The sequence below is a fragment of the Bradyrhizobium sp. USDA 4506 genome, from assembly GCF_054058795.1.
The window spans coordinates 545,996-566,721 of the sequence record NZ_JBSSBM010000001.1 but is presented as its reverse complement, the minus strand read 5'-3'; the positions used below and the strand labels follow the sequence as shown (position 1 = coordinate 566,721).

The 20,726-nt window shown below is 61.7% G+C and carries 11 protein-coding genes and 3 pseudogenes; 11 read left to right on the top strand and 3 right to left on the bottom strand.

Translation table 11 applies throughout. The annotated features are described in order from the left end of the window. The first annotated feature begins 11 nt into the window (after nt 1–11). Both ACVIHF_RS02505 and ACVIHF_RS02500 read left to right on the top strand, forming a co-directional pair. Nucleotides 12–1,385, top strand: coding sequence for a multicopper oxidase family protein (locus tag ACVIHF_RS02505; RefSeq protein ID WP_253610390.1), 1,374 nt, complete (start codon nt 12–14; stop codon nt 1,383–1,385). Between the two features lie 884 nt (nt 1,386–2,269). After that, nucleotides 2,270–2,551: a helix-turn-helix transcriptional regulator gene (locus ACVIHF_RS02500; protein WP_375167289.1), complete on the top strand. Its 282-nt coding sequence runs from the start codon at nt 2,270–2,272 to the stop codon at nt 2,549–2,551. A gap of 615 nt (nt 2,552–3,166) precedes the next feature. On the opposite strand, the gene ACVIHF_RS02495 is transcribed toward ACVIHF_RS02500, so the two are convergent. Next, the gene (locus ACVIHF_RS02495; RefSeq protein ID WP_456791506.1) at nt 3,167–7,705 is read right to left on the bottom strand and encodes an IPT/TIG domain-containing protein; all 4,539 of its coding nucleotides are present in this window, start codon (nt 7,703–7,705) and stop codon (nt 3,167–3,169) included. 445 nt (nt 7,706–8,150) lie between these two features. Here ACVIHF_RS02495 and ACVIHF_RS02490 point away from each other — a divergent pair. The 4 genes and pseudogenes from ACVIHF_RS02490 to ACVIHF_RS02475 form a co-directional block, all read left to right on the top strand. Further along, nucleotides 8,151–8,294, top strand: a pseudogene (locus ACVIHF_RS02490) (DUF2130 domain-containing protein); the annotation flags it as partial. Nucleotides 8,295–8,781: 487 nt separating this feature from the next. Continuing rightward, nucleotides 8,782–9,433: pseudogene (locus tag ACVIHF_RS02485) on the top strand (plasmid pRiA4b ORF-3 family protein). 173 nt (nt 9,434–9,606) lie between these two features. Next, a complete protein-coding gene (locus ACVIHF_RS02480) occupies nt 9,607–10,275 on the top strand; it encodes a hypothetical protein (RefSeq protein ID WP_253610389.1) in 669 nt (222 codons plus the stop codon). Nucleotides 10,276–10,341: 66 nt separating this feature from the next. Continuing rightward, nucleotides 10,342–10,860, top strand: a complete 519-nt coding sequence (locus ACVIHF_RS02475; RefSeq protein ID WP_253610388.1) for an RES family NAD+ phosphorylase — start codon at nt 10,342–10,344, stop codon at nt 10,858–10,860. A gap of 257 nt (nt 10,861–11,117) precedes the next feature. Here the strand turns inward: ACVIHF_RS02475 and ACVIHF_RS02470 are convergent, their stop codons facing one another. Further along, a complete protein-coding gene (locus tag ACVIHF_RS02470) occupies nt 11,118–13,364 on the bottom strand; it encodes a 2OG-Fe(II) oxygenase (protein WP_253610387.1) in 2,247 nt (748 codons plus the stop codon). Nucleotides 13,365–14,491: 1,127 nt separating this feature from the next. Then, nucleotides 14,492–16,453, bottom strand: coding sequence for a putative bifunctional diguanylate cyclase/phosphodiesterase (locus ACVIHF_RS02465; protein ID WP_253610386.1), 1,962 nt, complete (start codon nt 16,451–16,453; stop codon nt 14,492–14,494). Nucleotides 16,454–16,911: 458 nt separating this feature from the next. On the opposite strand from ACVIHF_RS02465, the pseudogene ACVIHF_RS02460 reads away from it, so the two are divergent. The 5 genes and pseudogenes from ACVIHF_RS02460 to groES form a co-directional block, all read left to right on the top strand. Then, nucleotides 16,912–17,121, top strand: a pseudogene (locus ACVIHF_RS02460) (biopolymer transporter ExbD); the annotation flags it as partial. Then, nucleotides 17,118–17,342, top strand: a complete 225-nt coding sequence (locus ACVIHF_RS02455) for a hypothetical protein (protein ID WP_253610384.1) — start codon at nt 17,118–17,120, stop codon at nt 17,340–17,342. The pseudogene ACVIHF_RS02460 and the gene ACVIHF_RS02455, both read left to right, overlap by 4 nt. Nucleotides 17,343–18,429: 1,087 nt before the next feature. Beyond that, a complete protein-coding gene (locus tag ACVIHF_RS02450; RefSeq protein ID WP_253610383.1) occupies nt 18,430–18,993 on the top strand; it encodes a RidA family protein in 564 nt (187 codons plus the stop codon). A gap of 55 nt (nt 18,994–19,048) precedes the next feature. Further along, complete coding sequence (locus ACVIHF_RS02445) at nt 19,049–20,020, top strand: hypothetical protein (RefSeq protein WP_253610382.1); 972 nt, start codon at nt 19,049–19,051, stop codon at nt 20,018–20,020. A 377-nt stretch (nt 20,021–20,397) separates the two neighbouring features. After that, nucleotides 20,398–20,712: a co-chaperone GroES gene (groES, locus tag ACVIHF_RS02440; protein ID WP_253610381.1), complete on the top strand. Its 315-nt coding sequence runs from the start codon at nt 20,398–20,400 to the stop codon at nt 20,710–20,712. Nucleotides 20,713–20,726: the final 14 nt, after the last annotated feature.

The following is a 20,726-nucleotide window of genomic DNA, read 5'->3' as shown; positions in this document are numbered from 1 at the left end:
GGAGACGGCAGATGTTTTCACGCAGAGGATTCTTGGGAACCGCCGCACTGGTCACCGCGGGCGCAGTCAGCGGCCGCGTGCAGGCCGCCGCTATTCCGGAGGCGCCGACGATGGACAAGGTGGTGATGCAGCCGCCGCTGCATCCGACCAGCGGGCCCGACTACCGGCCCGTCGTCACGCTGAACGGCTGGTCGCTGCCGTGGCGGATGAACGGCGACTGGAAGGAATTCCATCTCGTCGCCGAACCTGTTGTGCGCGAATTCGCCGACGGCATGAAGGCCAATCTCTGGGGCTATAACGGTCAGGCGCCGGGTCCGACCATCGAGGCGGTCGAGGGCGACAAGGTCCGCATCTTCGTCACCAACCAGCTGCCGGAGCACACCACGGTGCACTGGCACGGTATGATCATCCCAAGCGGCATGGACGGTGTCGGCGGGCTCAACCAGCCGCACATCCCGCCCGGCAAGACCTTCGTCTACGAGTTCGAGATGAAGAAGAGCGGGACGTTCATGTACCACCCGCATTCCGACGAGATGGTGCAGATGGCGATGGGCATGATGGGCATGTTCATCGTGCACCCGCGCGATCCGTCGTTCCGCCCCGTCGACCGCGACTTCGTTTTCTTGATGAGCACCTACCTCATCGACCCCGGCACTTACCTGCCGAAGGTCAACGAGATGACAGACTTTAACATGTGGACGTGGAACAGCCGCGTCTATCCCGGCATCGATCCGCTGGCGGTCAGACTCGGCGACAGGGTGCGCGTACGGATCGGTAACCTCAGCATGACCAACCATCCCATCCACCTGCATGGCCACAGCTTCGCGGTGACCTGCACCGACGGCGGTTGGGTGCCGGAGAGTGCGCAATATCCGGAGACCACGACCGACGTGCCGGTCGGCGCCGTCAGGGCCTTCGACATGCTCGCCGACAATCCCGGCGACTGGGCGTTCCACTGCCACAAGTCGCATCACACCATGAACGCGATGGGCCACGACATGCGCAACTTCATCGGCGTGTCGCGCAAGGACCTGGCGAAGGCGGTCGGCAAGCTCGCGCCAGACGCGATGGTGATGGGATCGACCGGCATGGCGATGGGCAACATGGAGATGCCGGCGCCCAACAACACGCTGCCGATGATGACCGGAACGGGGCAGTTCGGCCCGATCGAGATGGGCGGCATGTTCACGGTGATGAAGATCCGCGAGGGAATGGCGCACGACGACTATCGCGATCCAGGTACTTACAAGTATCCTGCGGGCAGCGTCGCCTACGAAGTCGCCGCACCGTCAGCTCAGCCAGCGCGTAAGGAAGCTCCGGTGACCTTTCCGAATGAGGGCAGCATGAAACAGATGAAAGGCATGCAGGGAATGAAGGGCATGTAGTCTGTCACACACTACTATGCAATAACACCGCAAGCCAACGGACCGACGGGAACGAGAAATATCACCATCACTGCATTTGCGGTCGCGACGGCGACGCTGATCTCCGCCGTCCCATGGCCAGGAGCCGGATCGACCGGCCATAGCCACGACGGCACCTTTACGCAGGTGAGCCCGGAGCTCCTAAGGACCCCTCACGGATGGTCCAGATCACCATGAGCGAGGAGGACGGAAAGATGATGTTTACGCCGACCACGATCGATGTGAAAAGCAAGGGGAACAGATCGCATTCGTTTTGCCCAACAATGGTGGACTGGACCACGAATTCGTTCTCGCTACAACAGCGGAGAACATCAGGCACGCCGAGGCCATGAAGAAGACCCTCGACATAGGGGCATGACGAGCCGATCGACAAGCGGCTTGCACCGAAGACACCCGACGAAATCGTCGCTACGGACAGTCGGATCTTCTCACCGTTTCACGGCTGATCAGACGGTGATCGAAACACTCGCGCAACAGCAGACCCATGGCTGGATCTTCAAACCCAAACACCGAAACGACCGCAAAGGCTCTTGGGCGCGCAACGATCACCCGGCTTATAGCGCTTGACGCTACCATCGTGTCAACAATCAATGCGCGACGCCCGATCGGCGTGGATCGATCACCTCTCGCCGACGTTACGCAGCGTGGAGGGAGATCTCCCTAAGCGATCGATCTCGGGTGCTTGTCCAACGCATTAGGCATAGCAATACAGTCCCGCCAGAAGGCAAGCACGCTCAACTGCGCGAAGCGGTTTCTCGGAGCAGCGCTTAGTGTTTGAGATCGTCGAGAGCGAGCAGATGGTTCTGAGGAATCAAACGCAGATGCGACGCGACGGAGCATAGTATATTGCGCGGATACGCAGCGTACTTCTGAAGGATCTTGCGAAGCTGGTAGGAGTCAGCCGCACGCTTTTTATCAAGCGATTTAGGGCATCGTTTCATCAGACGCCGCATCGATACCTGATGGAGACGCGTATTCGTCGTTGCCAAGAATTGTTGGCAACGACCAGCCTGCCCCTGACGCACATTGCACTGATCTGCGGTTTCGCTGATCAATCGCATTTGAGCATGTCCTTCAGGCGCGCCGTTGGCAAGTCGCCATCACAATATCGAAAACTCGCCTCCTAAGAGAACGCTTTAGAACGGATTACCTGGACGCGTCATCTGTGATCGCGCTATGCTATGCATGTGGACACGAGAGACGCGAGATCGCATTGCGGCGATCGAACAGACGACCTGACGCTATCCGACAGATCTCACGGATGAGACGTGGGAAAGGATTACCTAGTTCTTACCCAGGCCGAGAAGGCGGAGCCGCAAGCCAGGTGCGGACTTGCGCGAGGCGCTGAACGCGATCCTCCACATGACACCCTGGCGGAGGCTGGCGCATGCTGCCAAAGGATCTACCGCCCTCACCGTGTACCGGTGGCTTCGCCGTTTGGTACGAAACCCGCGTCTGGCGGCGGCGGACGCAATGCGGTTGACGCTGTTTCGTACCATCCATGGCGTCGCTTGCGGTTCGTTGGGTGGCGTTTGCAAGCGTAACAGCCTGCCGAACAGCCCTTGCGACGCAAACACCACCACCGCATTGCCTCACGCATCCATACTCCCGAGTACGGTCCGTTGTCTCATTTATTTTGCTCTCGACATTGGTTTTGAAGCCTGCCTCGCAAGCAGGCCCTTGCTCACCCCATCTGGCCTCCTATATTGCCATGTTTGACCATTCTCGATGCTGAGCATTTGTCACTGAGCGTTGAATGGCATCTGGCCTCTGAGTTTGACGGTCCAGGTCTGGAAGTTGGCGCCGATGCCGCCGTATTCGGCGCCTGCACCAACCATCACCCCATTTTCGAATCTGGCGTTGATGCCGGCGGCCGCCCGCGCTGACCAGCCCTGAAGCAGCGGTGTCGAGGCGAGCGGCAGGCCGCCTGCCTGCAGGATCGCGGCAGCATCGTCCAGGTTGAAATAGTAGTCGCCGTAAACACCGGCATAGGGAGCCAGCAGGATGCTGTCGGCCCAGGTGAAGGGATAGACCAACTTGACGCCGCCGGAGGCACGGCCGGTCGAGAAGTCATAGTTCGCCTGGCGGGTGCCGAGCGAGTCGACGTAAGCGCCCTGCTTCTCCCAAAGTGCGTAGACCTTGGCTGACGGTTCGATGGTGAAACCCAGCGCCTGGTAGGTGCCGGTCAGGCCGGTCGAGAGCATCCAGCGGTTGCCGCTGAAATTGCCCTGGGCGGTGCCGGCGACACCGTTGTAGCCGATGCCGGAATAGGCCACGGCTGCATCGTAGCGCAGCGAAGGCGTGATCTTCCAGCCCAGATATGAACCCACGGTCCAGCCGTTGCCGGTCAATTTGCCGTTGATGTCCTGCTCGGTGTAATTGAAGGTCTCATAGCCGCCGACCACACCGACAAGGAAGTTAGGCAACATCCTGTACGTCAGTCCCGCCAGCGCATTGACTTGTAGGCCGTAGAGCGGCGCAGCGGTCGTGGTCATGCCGGCCGCAGTGGTCGTCGAGGTCAGGCGATCTAGACCGGTGCCGCGAACGTCGACCCAGAACAGCCAGTCCTTGTTCTCCCGGATCCTCTTTGGCGACACCTTGCGCGGCGTCTGCGGATCGATCGCGGCGAAGGTGTCATTGATCCGCGACGCGGGATTGCGTCGGCTGCCGCCAGACGCGGGGGCCGCGCCATATGCGTTGCCTGCTCCGCTGTCGAAGATGTTGCTGCGGGGTCCGGTGCCGGACGTGGACGCCGCATCGCCCTGATCGTCGCGGCTCTCGTAAGGGTCCGCGGCGAAATTGAAACGGACGCCCAACTGGCCCGGGGTCGCGAAGATCCAGTCCTGGGCGAATCCCTCGCTGATCGCATCGTCGATCGCACCCGAGATCGCCTGTCCGGAGTTTTGCGCCACGATCCTGGAGAGGTTGACCTGCAGCTGACGCAGCTTGACACTGTCGGCCGGGATATTGACGGTCTGGCTGAGGACGGGTGAGGTGCTCGCGGCGAATACGGTGTTGCCACCATAGCTGGCCGTAATCGAATGAGTTCCGACCGCGAGCGTCGTGGTGGCGAAGGAGGCAATGCCTGCGGACAGCGTGGCGGAGCCGATCACCGCGCCGGCATCCTTGAAGACCACGGTCCCGGCCGGCGTTCCACCGGATCCGGTGACGGTCGCGGTGAGGGTGACGGGCTGACCGTAACTGCTGGGATTGAGCGACGACGCCAGCGTCACGCTCGTAATTGCCTGATAGCTGAATTTGTCGGCCGCGGACGTCGCGCTGGTGCCGCCCGGCGTGGTCACGGTGACGTCAACCGTGCCGGTCCCCGCCGGCGCCGTCGCGCTGATCGACGTCGCCGAATTGACCGTGAAGCTGGTGGCCGCGCTGGCGCCGAACTTCACCGCGCTCGCGCCAGTCAAGCCCGTGCCGGTGATCGTCACCGACGTGCCGCCGGACGCGGGTCCGGAGGCCGGCGACAGCGAGGTCACCGTCGCCGTCGGCGCCGGCGCATAGGTGAAGCGGCCCGGCGACACCGTGCCGCCCGGCGTCGTCACGGTGACATCGACCACACCGCTGCCGGCTGGCGAGGTCACCGTGAGCGACGTCGCCGAGTTCGCCGTGATCCGCGCCGCACTGGTGCCGAACGTCACCGCGCTGGCATTGGCCAGGTTGGTGCCGGCGATCGTCACCACCGTGCCGCCGGCCTCCGGACCGGAGGTCGGCGACAGCGACGTCGCCGTCGGCGCCCCGACATAGCTGAAGCGGCCCGGCGACACCGTGCCGCCCGGCGTCGTCACCGTGACATCGACCACACCGGTCCCCGCCGGCGAGGTCACCGTGAGCGAGGTCGCCGAGTTCGCCGTGATCCGCGCCGCGCTGGCCCCGAACGTCACCGCGCTGGCATTGGCCAGGTTGCTGCCGCTGATCGTCACCACCGTGCCGCCCGCTTCAGGACCCGACGTCGGCGACAGCGACGTCGCCGTCGGCGCCCCGACATAGCTGAAGCGGCCCGGCGACACCCTGCCGCCCGGGTTGTTCACCACCACGTCGACCGTCCCGGTCCCCCTCGGCGTGATCGTGGTGATCGAGGTCGCCGACTTGGCCGTGATCCGCGCCATGTTGGGGCCGAACCACACCGATATCGTATTGGCCAGGTTGGTGCCGGTGATGGTCACGCTGGTGCCGCCCGCCTCGGGGCCCGAGGTCGGCGACAGCGACGTCGCCGTCGGCGCCGGCGCATAGGTGTACTGGTCGGCCGCAGACGTCGCGCTGGTGCCGCCCGGGGTGGTCACCACCACGTCGACCACACCGGTCCCCGCCGGCGCGGTCGCGATGAGCGACGTCGCCGAATTGACCGTGAAGCTGGTGGCCGCACTGGCCCCGAACTTCACCGCGCTGGCATTGGCCAGGTTGGTGCCGCTGATCGTCACCACCGTGCCGCCGGCCTCCGGACCGGACGTCGGCGACAGCGACGTCACCGTCGGCGCCCCGACATAGCTGAAGCGGCCCGGCGACACCGTGCCGCCCGGCGTCGTCACGGTGACATCGACCACACCGCTGCCGGCTGGCGAGGTCACCGTGAGCGACGTCGCCGAGTTCGCCGTGATCCGCGCCGCACTGGTGCCGAACGTCACCGCGCTGGCATTGGCCAGGTTGGTGCCGGCGATCGTCACCACCGTGCCGCCGGCCTCCGGACCGGAGGTCGGCGACAGCGACGTCGCCGTCGGCGCCGCGACATAGCTGAAGCGGCCCGGCGACACCGTGCCGCCCGGCGTCGTCACCGTGACATCGACCACACCGGTCCCCGCCGGCGAGGTCACCGTGAGCGAGGTCGCCGAGTTCGCCGTGATCCGCGCCGCGCTGGCCCCGAACGTCACCGCGCTGGCATTGGCCAGGTTGCTGCCGCTGATCGTCACCACCGTGCCGCCGGCCTCCGGACCGGACGTCGGCGACAGCGACGTCGCCGTCGGCGCCGGCGCATAGGTGAAGCGGCCCGGCGACACCGTGCCGCCCGGCGTCGTCACCGTGACATCGACCACACCGCTGCCGGCTGGCGAGGTCACCGTGAGCGACGTCGCCGAGTTCGCCGTGATCCGCGCCGCACTGGCCCCGAACGTCACCGCGCTGGCATTGGCCAGGTTGGTGCCGGCGATCGTCACCACCGTGCCGCCGGCCTCCGGACCGGAGGTCGGCGACAGCGACGTCGCCGTCGGCGCCGCGACATAGCTGAAGCGGCCCGGCGACACCGTGCCGCCCGGCGTCGTCACCGTGACATCGACCACACCGGTCCCCGCCGGCGAGGTCACCGTGAGCGAGGTCGCCGAGTTCGCCGTGATCCGCGCCGCGCTGGCCCCGAACGTCACCGCGCTGGCATTGGCCAGGTTGCTGCCGCTGATCGTCACCACCGTGCCGCCGGCCTCCGGACCGGACGTCGGCGACAGCGACGTCGCCGTCGGCGCCGGCGCATAGGTGAAGCGGCCCGGCGACACCGTGCCGCCCGGCGTCGTCACCGTGACATCGACCACACCGCTGCCGGCTGGCGAGGTCACCGTGAGCGACGTCGCCGAGTTCGCCGTGATCCGCGCCGCACTGGCCCCGAACGTCACCGCGCTGGCATTGGCCAGGTTGCTGCCGCTGATCGTCACCACCGTGCCGCCGGCCTCCGGACCGGACGTCGGCGACAGCGACGTCACCGTCGGCGCCGGCGCATAGGTGAAGCGGCCCGGCGACACCGTGCCGCCCGGCGTCGTCACCGTGACATCGACCACACCGCTGCCGGCCGGCGAGGTCACCGTGAGCGAGGTCGCCGAGTTCGCCGTGATCCGCGCCGCGCTGGCCCCGAACGTCACCGCGCTGGCATTGGCCAGATTGCTGCCGGTGATCGTCACCACCGTGCCGCCCGCTTCAGGACCAGACGTCGGCGACAGCGACGTCACCGTCGGCGCGCCGACATAGCTGAAGCGATCCGCAGCAGAGGTGGCCGAGGTCCCATAGTTTGTCACCACGGTAATATCTACCGTGCCGGTTCCGGCCGGCGACACCGCCTGGATCCAAATGTGACGATTAAAGGCAGAGCCTCCCTGCTCAGATCTCACTTCGAAGCTTTGCGCATCGGCATTACCGAATTTTACCGCACTCACATGTATGTTTGGTACGCCCGTCGCAAGAAAATATGCGCCCTCAATCTTCACTTTGGTGCCGCCCGCCTCCGAGCCCCATGTTGGCGAGATCGACGTCACCGTGGGCGTCTTGTCATTCCCTAGGGCGCTCGCAGCGGTCATGGAGCCAGCGAGCACGACGGCGGCCAGAAAGATCAAGCGGATTGCACGGCCGAGAACGGCATAAAACGAATAAAGCACCACTTAACCCCCAAACGGCGTACGGATAGCCGTGGGGCGCGCATAAAATGTTTTGAACACCAGTTATCGGAATAACGGTCAGAATATTTGAAAAAAGAAATCTTCTAATCAGATGCCGCGAGCGCCCGCGGCGCTCGACCTGCCAGCTTCGCATGTCATGCCGCGCCCGCGCCGCCTGACGCCGGTTGTGCGCCGCTCGGCGCACTGCAGGATTTTGTGCCTTGCGCGCGCGTGATGGCCTGTCCTGTCTGGTCTCGGCAATCGTCAGAACCAGCCGGCAGGAGGCAGCGCCGCCATGTGCCAACCAGATCGCATCATTCGTCTCAAGATAGTGCTTTCCCGAACCGGTTATCTCGCTGCACCATCTGCATTGATCGGTGCAGACCGCAATCTCCGCCTTGCGAACGACAAGACGCAGGACGTGACGATCAAGAAGCTGACCCGAGGCAATCCGACGATGGCGGCGAAATTTGCTGAGCTCAAGAGCCCGCCCGCTGAAGCTGCGGAGTGAGGCAGGCAGGAGCCAAGCGAAACAAACGGTGATGTGAAACGATTGGCGATTTTGCGGCGCGCATAATGCTACCAACGAAGATAGTCGCCGCGCAAGTTCAAGATTTCCGATAATAGGAATATATTCCATAACGAAGATTATGCGAATTACAACAACAACGTCACGTCCGAACTGCTGTTAGGTTCTGTATCGCAACTGTCCTCTTAGAGTCTTAGGTCCGTCATGGGAATCGACGACCTTAACGGGGCATTTCGGGCAAGGCACACAGGCGTCCGGGTCAAGCGTTCCCGCAGCGTAAGCGAGGACAACGCTTGACCCGGTGGCGACACCACAAACTATTCAATGGGGTGCAGGCGAAGTCCTGCTAGAAACCAGTGCCGATCACTCGCGGGCCAAAATCCTAACGTCGTCTACGATTGCCGGTTTGTGTCGGTGCGGTCGAAGGACAATCGTCGCCCATCTATTGCCTGCGACAATCATGCACGGCATGATCTGCAGCATGCTTGACCCATTCGATCCGGACAGCTTCATTGTGCGCGCCGAGGTTCATATCCTCGGCATCGAGCCCAAGATCAGCCGCACTCTCGAACTGCCAATCACTCTCAACCTAGCCCAACTCCACGAGGTGCTGCAGGCCGCCTTTGGCTGGAGCGACAGCCATCTGCATCAGTTCAATATTGGCGGTCTCATCTACGGAGCTCCAGAGTTCGATGACGACGGTCTGTCCGACAGCAGGATCTTCGAGGCGACCGAGGTCAGGATGATCGACCTTCACTTCCCCCACGATCCCGGCGAAAACTCTCTCACGATCCTCTACGAATACGACTTCGGCGATAATTGGCGTCATCTGCTGCGCTTGGAGCGCGTCGCGCGCGAGGAGAGCGCCCAATATCCTCGCTGTATCGCCGCCGCACGCTCAGGCCCCCCCGAAGACGCTGGTGGGCCTTCAGGCTATGCCGACTTCCTTGAGGCCTGGCTCGACCCCGACCATGAAGAACATAAAGCGATGCACCGATGGGCTGGCCGCAAGTTCCACCCGGAGTCCTGCAATCTCGACGACATCAACGAGGCTATCGCCAAAGCACTGCGCGCATCAAAGGACGACTATCGCTTCCGTCGAGAAAAGCCATCGTGATTGACACCAACTGGCTGCGCTTCAGTGCCAAGGCTGACCAGCATGCCGGGCGCCGGCTTCGGGGCACGCCAGAGACTTGTGCAGTTCTATTGCGTGGAACCGATCTGCGGTTGACGAACCTGCGGTTGACGAAGTTTGACAAAGTTGCCTCCATATCCAGGGGGCGGAGTTGAGATCATGTCCAAGGCACAGTCAAAGGCCACCGGTAACAAGGATCTGTCCTCCGTCCACGAGGACGGAGTGATGATGGTACTTAAGCAGAAGCCCTCCGCTTTGAAGAGCCTGGCTCTTCCCGCAGACGCTCAGGTCGCGATTGTTTCCAAGAGTGCGACGGCGCTGCGGAAGATTCGTGAGCGCAATAAGCAACTGGCGGGTCAAGCGTTTCGGTTCTTCTCTGGAGCAGCGAAGAAGACCCGTGTCGTTAACAAGGAGGCATTTGCGCCCGACGCCCGTGCTCTCGCTGTCCTCGAGGGCGTCCGCATTGCGCAAGAGGATCTTCGGCGATCAGGAGGCGCGTACGATCTGGACCAGGTCAGAACCCTGCTGCGGGGAATCTCCCGGCAGGCTGTCGACAAGCGCGTGCAGGAAGGTAGTCTCCTTGCCGTTCCCGGTCCCAGCAACCACCGGAGCTTTCCGACCCTTCAGTTCAACGCGGACGGCACTGTCGTCGAGGGTCTTAAGTCCGTCCAGGAAGCGCTGCCGACCGACAATCCCTGGACCATTCTGAATTTCCTGGTTCAGCCAGATGATCGGCTGGGTGGCCGCAAGCCCATCGACCTGCTCAAGGAAGGCAAGGTTGAAGTTGTGATCGAGGCCGCTCAGCGAATGGCCCAGCAAGGCGCGTGACCGCTCCGCTGCCGCCGGACGCTTGATCGCCGCCGTCCCCGCCCGGTCCAGCTGCGGCGGGGTACGGTGGTTCATCGGCTCTACACCGCCGAGTACGATCCGATCTTTTTCGACACGTCGCGTCTCGGCCGGCTGAACGCCCCTGATGGAAGCTACGGCGTTCTCTATGCAGCCCGGGAGCCCTTCGGCGCATTTGCAGAGACATTCCTTCGCGTGCCGGGACGGACCCTGATAGATGCCGGCCTGCTGCGTCGCAAAGCCTACGCTCGTCTCGAGATCACCGCAGATCTTTCGCTCATCAGACGGGCTGGCCCCTCGCTCGCTATTCTCGGTGCGACCGCCGAGGTGGTGCATGGCGGACTGCCTTACGACGTGCCGCAGGCCTGGTCGAGGGCGCTATTGGGCCATCCGCTTAGTCCCGACGGCATCGCCTATTACGCTCGCCACGACGACGATGGCCTTTGCTATGCGCTGTTTGATCGCACTCGCAGCTCAATCCGGGAGATCGATCGACAGACCAACCTGGACCAAGACTGGTTCTGGCGGCTTGCGCAACGATATAAGGTCGGACTAGCGCCTGGCTGACTCTCGTTGAAGCCGGCAGCCCGGACACTGCCCGTCGTCGCTGAAGGAGTCGAGGCAAATGAGCAGTTTGACTTCCTGGCCTGCCATGACGTTCAAGGCTCCTTCATGGCCGACCGGGTCCGAGATCGGGGTCGTCGCCCTCCAGGGATTGGTTGATGGCCGCGTCTATACTCCCGTGCCTTGGCCCGCGAGCTCGATCCTTCCGGCGCATTCTGCGGCCTGAGTTCCTGGCTCCGTGCTCCGTGCTGGAGGCAAGATTATCCGCCCAGCGCCGAGACGTGCTCCAGATCCTGCCGTCGCTGCCTGGCGCGGCGTTCGTAGCTGGCCTGGTTCTTGGTAGCGACCAGCGTGTGGGGACTGCCGCGTCTTTCCGTCGCGAGGTCAAGGTCGCACGTCGCGCTCCGGACCCTTTGCTCGACATGGGTCCTCCGGTCCTGGACCGCCTTCAGGCGCCATTGCTGTTGATCCGGCGCAGTCAGGAACGCGCCCAGCCCGCGGCAGTCGCCGCACGTGCATTTGAGCGGGTTGGTCCTGGTCCAGTCCCGTGGCGCCTCCAGCGGCAGGGCGATGCGCCTGTGCAGGTGGTTGAGCGCGGCCTCCCGGAGCCGCGCGACCACCGGCCACGCCCTGCTCTCCTCCAGCTTGGCAATCGCCAGAGCAGCGGGGACCAGCACATCGTCCGGCTTGTATGTCTTCGGCCAGGCCATTAGGTGCTGGATCGCGCGCGCTGCGAGCCCCGCATCGATCCGACTTGTCGCTGTCAGGAGGTCGACGACAAAGCCTGGCTTCACCGGCGCTGGCCGGGTCCAGACATCGACCTGCTGCTGCGTGGTGGGGTCGCCCGGCATCGCATCTATTAAGGCTTGGCCGATCTGTTCGAGGGGCAGACCTGCCGGCGCCGCAACGCAGCGCGACAGCAGATCGCCGCAGGCGCTGAGATGGGCCGAAGCGTTACGGCTGACAATCCGGATCAGCAATTCCGTTGCGCGCGAGGCAGGCAGAAGCGCGACAGCGCGCACGATCGACCCGTTGTCGGGCGCAGCGTAATGGCCTTCGGCGGACAGTTCAGCGAGAAGCGCATCGATGCGCCCGACGTTCCCAAGCCGGATCTGCAAATCGAGCATCCGGCCAGCTGCCACGTCGTCGTCTGCCCGCGAGGTGCGCGGCCAGGAGCGCAGCATGTGCCCCGAGAGCTCATCGGCCTCATGCCACAACGGCGACGAGATCGATGCGTCGCTCGCCTCCCAGCGCGCCGTCAGATCTTCGAGATAGGGCAACGTTGTGCCGAGGCCGGCCTGGTTCAGCACTGCGAGCCTTCGGGCTGCCGGCCACAACACGAGACCAGCGCGGCGATAGGCGCGCTCGAAGGACGCGCCTTCGTTACCCGTGGCTTCGTGAAAATGCTGCTCGTCCGGCATCAGATTCTCGAAAGCATCTGCCGGGCACAACTCGTCCTCGGCGAATGGAAAATCGCCGAACCCGGCCTCGCCGCCGTCTGGGCGCCGCCACTCGGATAGGATCAGCGCCCGGTCGAAGATTTCGGCAACCTCGAACTCCTCATCGTCTCGACTCAAGCGGTTGCGACGGCCGAAATAGGGGCTATGTTCGGCGCTGCCGCCCTCCTCGATCGACACGAGAGCGAGGTGGAGATCGCAATTCGCGTCAGCAGCGGCCTTCGCCAGCACGGACGCCACGCCCGCATCGGCCCCCTTGAGTGCACCGAACGACAACTCGGCTGGCGTGTAAACGTGCTCTAACGGCAGAATCAGCTTGTCAGGCTCGTCCTCAGCGCCCGCCCAGGTCCGCAGCAACTCCACCACTTGCCCGTGTTCCGCCCGATAATCGGGTGCCTTCAGCGCGCGGCTCGTGCCGGCGAAACGCAAATTGTAGACGAGGGTCAGACGCCATCCCGTCTTAACGGGGCGCACCTCATGCACGCAGTCAGCGTAGAAGGCCGCAAATCCGATCTCCGACGGCTCCTCCGGCCGCAGCTCGAGCACCACCTCCCGGCCGAGATGCTTGACAATCAGCTCGCCACCGCTATGGGCCGAGGGCAGTATGAGCACCAACGTCGCGAACATGCCGGCGACCTTTTCGGTATCTCGGTGATCAACGAAAAAGCTGCCGGTGTCGTAGACAAGAAGCTTATAGAAGTCGGCCGCAACCGGCTCGCCCACGCCGAGCCGGCGGGCTATGTCGGCGACAAGGCCGGCCAGGGTCTTGTCCCAGTGACGTCCTGCGATCCGAACGTTGGCCGAATCGACCTGCCAGGTTCTCCGGACTTCGCGATCGACCAATGTCTCCTCGCCGCGCCCAAAGGGAGCAGCCTCTGCGATTGCGACGAGCCGCTCCGCTTGGGCCGGCAGAACCGGAAAGGCGAGCCTGCCCACGCCGTCGACGTCGATCGTTGGCATGAAAATCTCGCGAATTCCACCGACACAGAAGTCACCCGGGCGCTCAACGGATCGCAGACTGTTGAGCAACCTGGTACCGATCGACGACATGCTAATCCTCCGGCAAGTTGGACGGTGTTTCGTGGATGACCGTCAAGTCGACGCGATCCCACACGGTCGGGGGACAGACCTGTCTGGCCACTTGGCTCGACACCCCGAACAGGTGCGTGAAGTTAATTTTTACCTAGACCGATCTCGGTGGAATCCGCGCGAACGACGTCCCCTTTCTATCACGCGTCATTGCAGCACGTGAACCTGTCGCTCTCCCTTCTAAAGGTACCAGCGTCTCGCGGTGCGATCCTTCACCACACGGACTGTACGGATGTCGTCTTGGGGGCACGAGACGGGGCCGCTGCGCCCGGCAAGGCCGCGGGACAATGACAATTCTTAAGCTTGGTCTGATAGCCTTCGAGCGCGCATCGTGCAGCTTCGATCGCGACCGCCTTGCGGTTCTCAGAAACCTCCGATCCAAGACCTCACGTATAGCGCGACAATCTGGGTGGGAAGCCGCTGTCACCCCGATTGCCGCGCGGCACTCGCGACCGAGAAATGCATCTCCGTCATTTCGAAGAAGCCGGGCGCATATCGCTCAAGGCAGGCGTCACATGGCGGTGGCAAGAGAATCGCGTCAGTTGCACGCTGTGGCCGCGACGTGACGTTCGGCCACAAGATTCACGACAGCTTCCACGCGCTGCAGGTGATGCAGATTCAACACCGCGCCTGCATATTCAAAGAGCTGGAGTATGCGCTTAGATACGTCCGCGCTCGGCGGCCATCCGGCGAGCCCCGATCTCGAGATAGAGTCGAGCGGCGCGGGTACGCTTAACATTGTTCGGGTCGCATTCCTTGAGGAGACGCACAAATCTGGTCATGCGCCACATTTCAATGCGCTGCAATCGTTGCAGTAAGGATATGATAGCTCGATGCCAGACTCTACGGCCTTAGCCTGCTCTCTGGTCAATCGCCCCTCCCCTAGCTGTGCGAGCAGGCTAGCACAGCCTCGCGAGATTTGAAGGTTCATTGGCGGTATCTACGTCTAGTCCTCGCAAAAGGATTGACCAATGCGGGAGTCAGATTGGCCACATGGCTAGTATTGTGGCGCCTGCGCAGGCGTCTGTTCCACTTAGGATGCGGATGTTTACCACCATCGGAATGACGAAGGGCCCCCCCCCCGTCATTCAAGCGGCTGGTGTCGACCATCGCTTTTCTTGATCGAGCAGAGCGAAGATGTCGTCGGCCGCGACCGGCCGACCGATGAGGTATCCTTGCACTTCGTCACAATTGGCTTTTCGCAAATAGTCGAGCTGCTCGGCGGTTTCGACGCCTTCGGCGACCACGCCGATCCGCAGGTCCTGCGTCAGTGTGATGATTGATTTCACGATCGCCGCGCTCTCCGGTCGGCTCAACATGTCTCGTATGAAGGACTGATCGATCTTGATGCGAGTGTAAGGCAGTTTCAGCAAATAGGTCAGCGACGAATATCCCGTCCCGAAATCGTCAAGTGCCACCGTCACTCCCAATTGTAGGAGTGAGTTCAGGATCGATGATGCCGGCGCGTACTTCGAGATCAGCATCGACTCGGTTATTTCGATTTCGAGACGGTGAGGAGCAACTCTGGCTTGCGAAAGGGCCTGCACGATGGTCTCAAGGATGCTGACGTTATGGAATTGAGCTGCCGAAAAATTCACCGCGATCCTGAGGTCCGACGGCCAGTTCGATAGGGTCGCGCAGGCGCGTCGCACCACCCACTCACCGATTCCGTGGATCAGTCCGGTTTCTTCGGCGATTGGGATGAACTCGGTCGGGGAAATTACCCCACGGACGGGGTGGCGCCAGCGCAGCAACGCCTCAAAGCCAGTGATTCGGTTCGCGTGAATATCAAAGAACGGTTGGTAGAGGAGGAACAGTTCATCTCTATCGATCGCGAGCTCCAGATCCCGCTGCAACGCCCTGCGCTCGTGCGCAGATTTGTCGTCGTTGATCTCAAAGAAGCAGATCGTTCCCGGCCCCGTTTGCTTGGCACGATAGAGCGCAATGTCGGCATTCCTCAGGAGCTCATGAGGCACGTCGCCGTCGCGCGGGGCCACTGCGATTCCGACGCTGGCCGCCCCCGCGATCTCGCATTTTTCGATGGCGAATGGTTGGGCGAAGGCGCCGACGAACCGCTCGGCGACTTCGAAGGCATCCTCAACCTTTGTCAGATTGGTCATAACAAGCGCAAATTCATCGCCGCCGATGCGCGCAACAGTATCAGTCTGCCGTACGCATCGCTGTAGTCTTGCCGCAGCCTGCACGAGAAATTCATCGCCAGCGGGGTGGCCGAATTTGTCGTTCACGTCCTTGAAGCGATCGAGGTCGAGAAGAAGAACCGCGAACTCCTCGCCCGTGCGAGCGAGCCTGTTGAGGGCACCTTCGAGGCACTCATTGAAGGCGAAACGGTTCGGCAGTTGGGTCAGCGGATCCCGTCGCCCCCTCCTTTCGGCCTCCAGTTGAGCAATGGCGCGTCTGGTAAACGCGAACGAATTGGCGAAAACGCCGCGCAGGAGCACGAAGCCATAGGCCACGACCAGGATAGCGACGAGCAGATAGGCTAAATCGTCGTTTCTGCCGAGGCAAATTGCCGTACCCACAAAGATCGGAGCCGTGAACGCAACTGCCGCCACCGGAATCGTGGCGAAGGCAAACGCACCACCTGCAAGCATCCCAGAGCAGAGACATGTTATGACGAGCTGCCCGCCATTGGAGGCGTTCGCGAAGAAAGCCACCGGCACAATTGCCCAGGCGGTTCCGAGAACCAGCGCATTCCGTACCAACCGGTGCATGGCCTGGCGCGACACGAACTGGGGCTTCGTCAACTGTCGTGATGAACGCGCTCTCAGGCCTATCGATAGCGCGCCGCAGACGACAGTCGCCGCCCAGATCAGGGCAAAGTTTCTGTCTGGCGAATGCCAAAGCGCAATTGCGAGCACGGCCGCATTGCAGGCGTTGGCCAGCATGATGCCCAGCGAATAGCCAAGCACGAGGGAGATCTGCTCGGCACGAATGTATCCTGCAGCCGCTTCATCGGTGGCCGGCCCGCCAAATGCCGCCAAATCTCCGGCTAGGAGCTTCGAGAGCCAGGAGTTCAGATATGCCCTCATTCCGGGACCCTGCAGGACTGGTTATGGCGGTGGCGCCAGCTCTGGAAGGTCGCGGCAAATCTTTGACAAAGGATAAACTCTTGATTGTACCAGCCGCCTCGCGACACCTCACGGCGCGCTGGATTCATTGTTGAGGCGTGGACCGGTTAAAATTGAAGACGAACTCTGTTCGTTTCGTACAGACGACCTATTGCTTTGATAGATCGCAAATTTGAGTTAACTCGCGCGCGGACAGCCTCAGCGCCAACGAGATGAAACGGCGGGGTGCGAGATCGATCGGGCTCGACGAAGGTGTGGCGACGGCGCATTCCGTAGTTGAGTCGCTTGCTCCGACGACTTTCTCTCTTTACGTGGGCCTCATGGTTCGCTTTCTTGCTGCACGGCACGCCAGCCAATAAAACGGCCGGTCTTTCGGTAGAGGTGCCGATTATCCTTTTTGTTCGATCGAGCCAGCCTTCATTGCCGTCGGCGAAACCGTTGTGGCGCGCGAAACCCTCGCGAGTGCGCTAGATAGCGCCACCAACAACCACAAGGACGAAACCATCTTCGTCCGCGCCGACAAGTCGCTGAGCTATGGCGAGCTGATGGAGGTGATGAACACCTCGCGCGACGGCGGCTATCTCAAGCTCGCGCTGGTCGGGCTGGAAGCGCCGGCGGCGAAGCCATGAACGCCCGCGCCCTGCATCTGCCTGACAATCGCGGCGTATCACGTTGGACGCTGGCCGCGCTGTCAATCCTGCTGGCGCATGCCGCAATCGTGGCCGCCATTGCACTGTGGTATTCCCGCAGGCCCGTCGAGCCCAACATCATTCCTGCGATCAGCGTGACGCTCGCCCCAGTCGAAGCCAGCTCGCCCGAAATCCAGAACCAGGACATCAGCGCGCGATAGCTATCTCGCGCCGGTCGCTTTCGCGCGCTGACGTCTGCCGTGAGATCAATAGTTTCGTCGCGATGAGGATTTTCCATGCCGGGGACTGGAGATCTGGAGCAATAGACCGCACGGTCAGAGCAGCAGACCAACCCATTTGCCTCGGTCGAAGCGCTTCACCGGCGCGGCATTTCCATATCGGCCGATCGCCCGGACTTGAACCCTATACCCCATATGGGAGATGAGTGGCGTTGTCGCATTCGCTTTATCTGTGTCAGCCTCACAGTGGAGCAGCTCGATTTGAGCAAGCAGACATACTTCGGTCCTAAATTCGATATTTTCACCTGCAGTCCGCCTTCATTCGCCGCGTTAGGCGCTGTATGCATTCTAGTGGGCGCCGCACTCGCTCTGAGGGTGGACGTGCATAAGTCGCGCGCCGCACTTGTGGAAACCTGTGCAGGGGCGTTCTTTATCCTCGGCCTCGGTTTGCTGGGACACGCATTGCCACACATTCCCTGATTGTTGGCGGTCGGTTAAGTCTAATCAAAAAGAGCCGACCGCCTGACAGATTGAGTCGGATGGGAACGGATTGAGTAGCATTTTCTTGCCTTCCAGTCAGTGATGGCCACACCCGAGTGAATGCCGCCGGCAGGGCCACTTTCGAAAAGTGCTCTCAAGAGCACCAATTCGTCTTCGCGCTTGAGTGCGTCCGTCCTTATCCCGAATGGGAGATGCTCCGGGTCATCGTCTGCGGCTTAAAGAGGAAAGTTAGATTGTCACGCCCTCTGGCATGAGTCATGTCCGATCCGAACAAATATTTCTGTTGCCCCAAGCTTCTTGGTTTGACTGACCGTGAAAGTTCGCGAGTTTGCGCAAATTGATGCACTACCACCCGTGGACACTGAAGGAAAAATCGCGTGGACCTTCGAAGGCGTTCCACTCACTGCGCGAGAGCATCGCTGGCTCACCTGTATGACAAGCACCGGAGGACGGTACGCGCCCAAGGTCATACCGAGGGCGGGTCGAGCTTGACGGCGCTGCCAATTCGGCTGTTAGGCGATTCATCATCTCAATGGCGAAGTTCTGGAGATATACCTGGGAGCGCTCGATGATTACGAAAATGGCGACCCTGCTCTCGTGTTGGTTGGTGATCTTTGCCTCAACATTTGCAGGCGCGCGGGCGCAGAATTTGTCAAGTGCGGAGGCGCGCTTGAGAGAGAAGAACATCACGCTGCCGGCTGATGCCATACCAGCCGGAAACTATGTCAACGCGGTGCAAGTTGGAAATCTCCTGTTCCTGGCCGGCAACGCGTCAGGCGGGGTGAAGGGTAAGGTCGGACGGGATTTGACAGTCGAACAAGGCTATGACGCCGCCCGGCAGGCCGGCTTGATCATGCTGGCAAAAGTGCGGGCGGCGCTGGGTGGTCTCGATCGGGTGAAACGTGTGGTCAAAGTGGTCGGCATGGTGAACTCGGCCGACGACTTCACTGACCAGCCTAAGGTGGTCAATGGATTTTCCGACCTGATGGTCGAGGTATTCGGCGCATCGGTTGGTAAGCACGCTCGCTCCTCGTTGGGCGTGGCGGCACTTCCTAACAATGCCCCGGTCGAAGTGGAAATGATCCTTGAGATCGATCCAGTCGAAGCAGGATGGGTTCTCGAGGTAGAGTAGCCTTGTCGCTGGTCGCAATCAGTTACACACAATGCTCTTGCCGAAGGAGATTCTAATGCGGGCGTTGACGACAATCGCTGCGTCGACATGCTTGACCGGATTTCTCATGGCGGCACAAAGCGCCGAGGCTCGCATTACGCGCATCGAGATAACCAAGATCGAGGCCGCTTTTGCCGGTCAAAGCTTTGGCAAGGTTGGTTCCTATGAGAGAGTGGTCGGCAACGCTTACGGGGAGGTTGATCCGACGGCCGAGAGCAACGTAATCATCCAGGATATCAACCTGGCGCCACGCAATCAGCGGGGCATGGTCGAGTATGTCACGGACATCGACATTCTAAGGCCAGCCGACCTTGGCAAGAGCAACGGCGTGCTGTTCTTCAATATCGTCAACCGCGGCAACAAGGGTGGCCTCTCCCTGTTCAACGTGGACATGCCGTTCGAAACCACCGCCAACAACAACCTCGCCAGTGCAGGGGACGGCTTCCTGCAACGGCAGGGGTACGTTATCGTCTGGTTCGGTTGGCAAGCCGACGTGGCGCCCGGAAGCGATCGGCTGACCATGCACGTGCCGATTGCCCGTAATCCGGATCAATCATCGATCACGGGTCTTGTGCGAAGTGAACTGACGACCAGTCCACTGATCGTTCCGCCAGCGGCAACAACGACGCTAGACCTGTCGAGTGGTTGGTTCACAAAGCTGGCCACTCACCCTTATCCTACTGTCAGTCTCGCGAACCGCACTTCGCTCCCTGATGGTTTTCTGCCTCGGCTCACTGTCCGCCGGCATGAATTCGAGCCGCGGACTCCGATCCCGAACACCGAGTGGGCGTTCGGTGCCTGCGGGTCCGGCGAGCCCGCGACCAGCGACACGCAGATCTGTTATCCTGCGGGATTCAGGCCGGGCTTCCTCTATGAATTGACATATCGCGCAAAGGACCCGCTGGTGCTCGGGCTCGGTTTTGCGGCAGCTTGCAACCCTTTCACCTATCGCTTGCCAAACGCACCAAAGCACCGTGCACCGACGTGACAACGAGAGCGCTGCCCTTCAAAGAATTGATTGCCACCGAACTGGCGCGCATCGAGGCCCGCCTTGCGAATACGCCACACGGGCCGGAGCGCGAACTGCTTGACCGCAAACTGCGTCGGCTCAGGACTGCGTTCAACGTCGATAATTGGGCGTGTCCGACCGAGTCGAAACCTTCTGATTAGGCGACGCCAATGGGAGCCGCCTGGCGCTGACAGAGTTTGCTTCAGATCGGAACGGCCAAGTCCAATTTTTCTGCTACAGACCCTTGCTCCAGAAAAACACTGTCCTATTTCAGCTGCGCCCGCGTTGGCACTCGCGGGCGAGGATTGCTAGCAATCCAGAAATTGTCAACTCATGCAGATGTTTAGGAGGTCCGTATGAATTTCCGTCCGCTTCACGACCGCGTCGTGGTCAGGCGCATCGACGCTGAAGAGAAGACCGCTGGCGGTATCATCATTCCCGACACAGCCAAGGAAAAGCCCTCGCAAGGCGAAGTCATCGCCGTTGGGCCGGGCGGCCGCGATGAGACCGGCAAGCTGATTCCGATCGACGTCCAGGTCGGCGACCGCGTGCTGTTTGGCAAGTGGTCGGGCACCGAGGTCAAGATCGACGGCCAGGAGCTCTTGATCATGAAGGAGAGCGACATCATGGGCGTTCTCACCAACGTGTCTTCCAGCAAGAAGGCCGCCTAATCCACCGCTCGCAC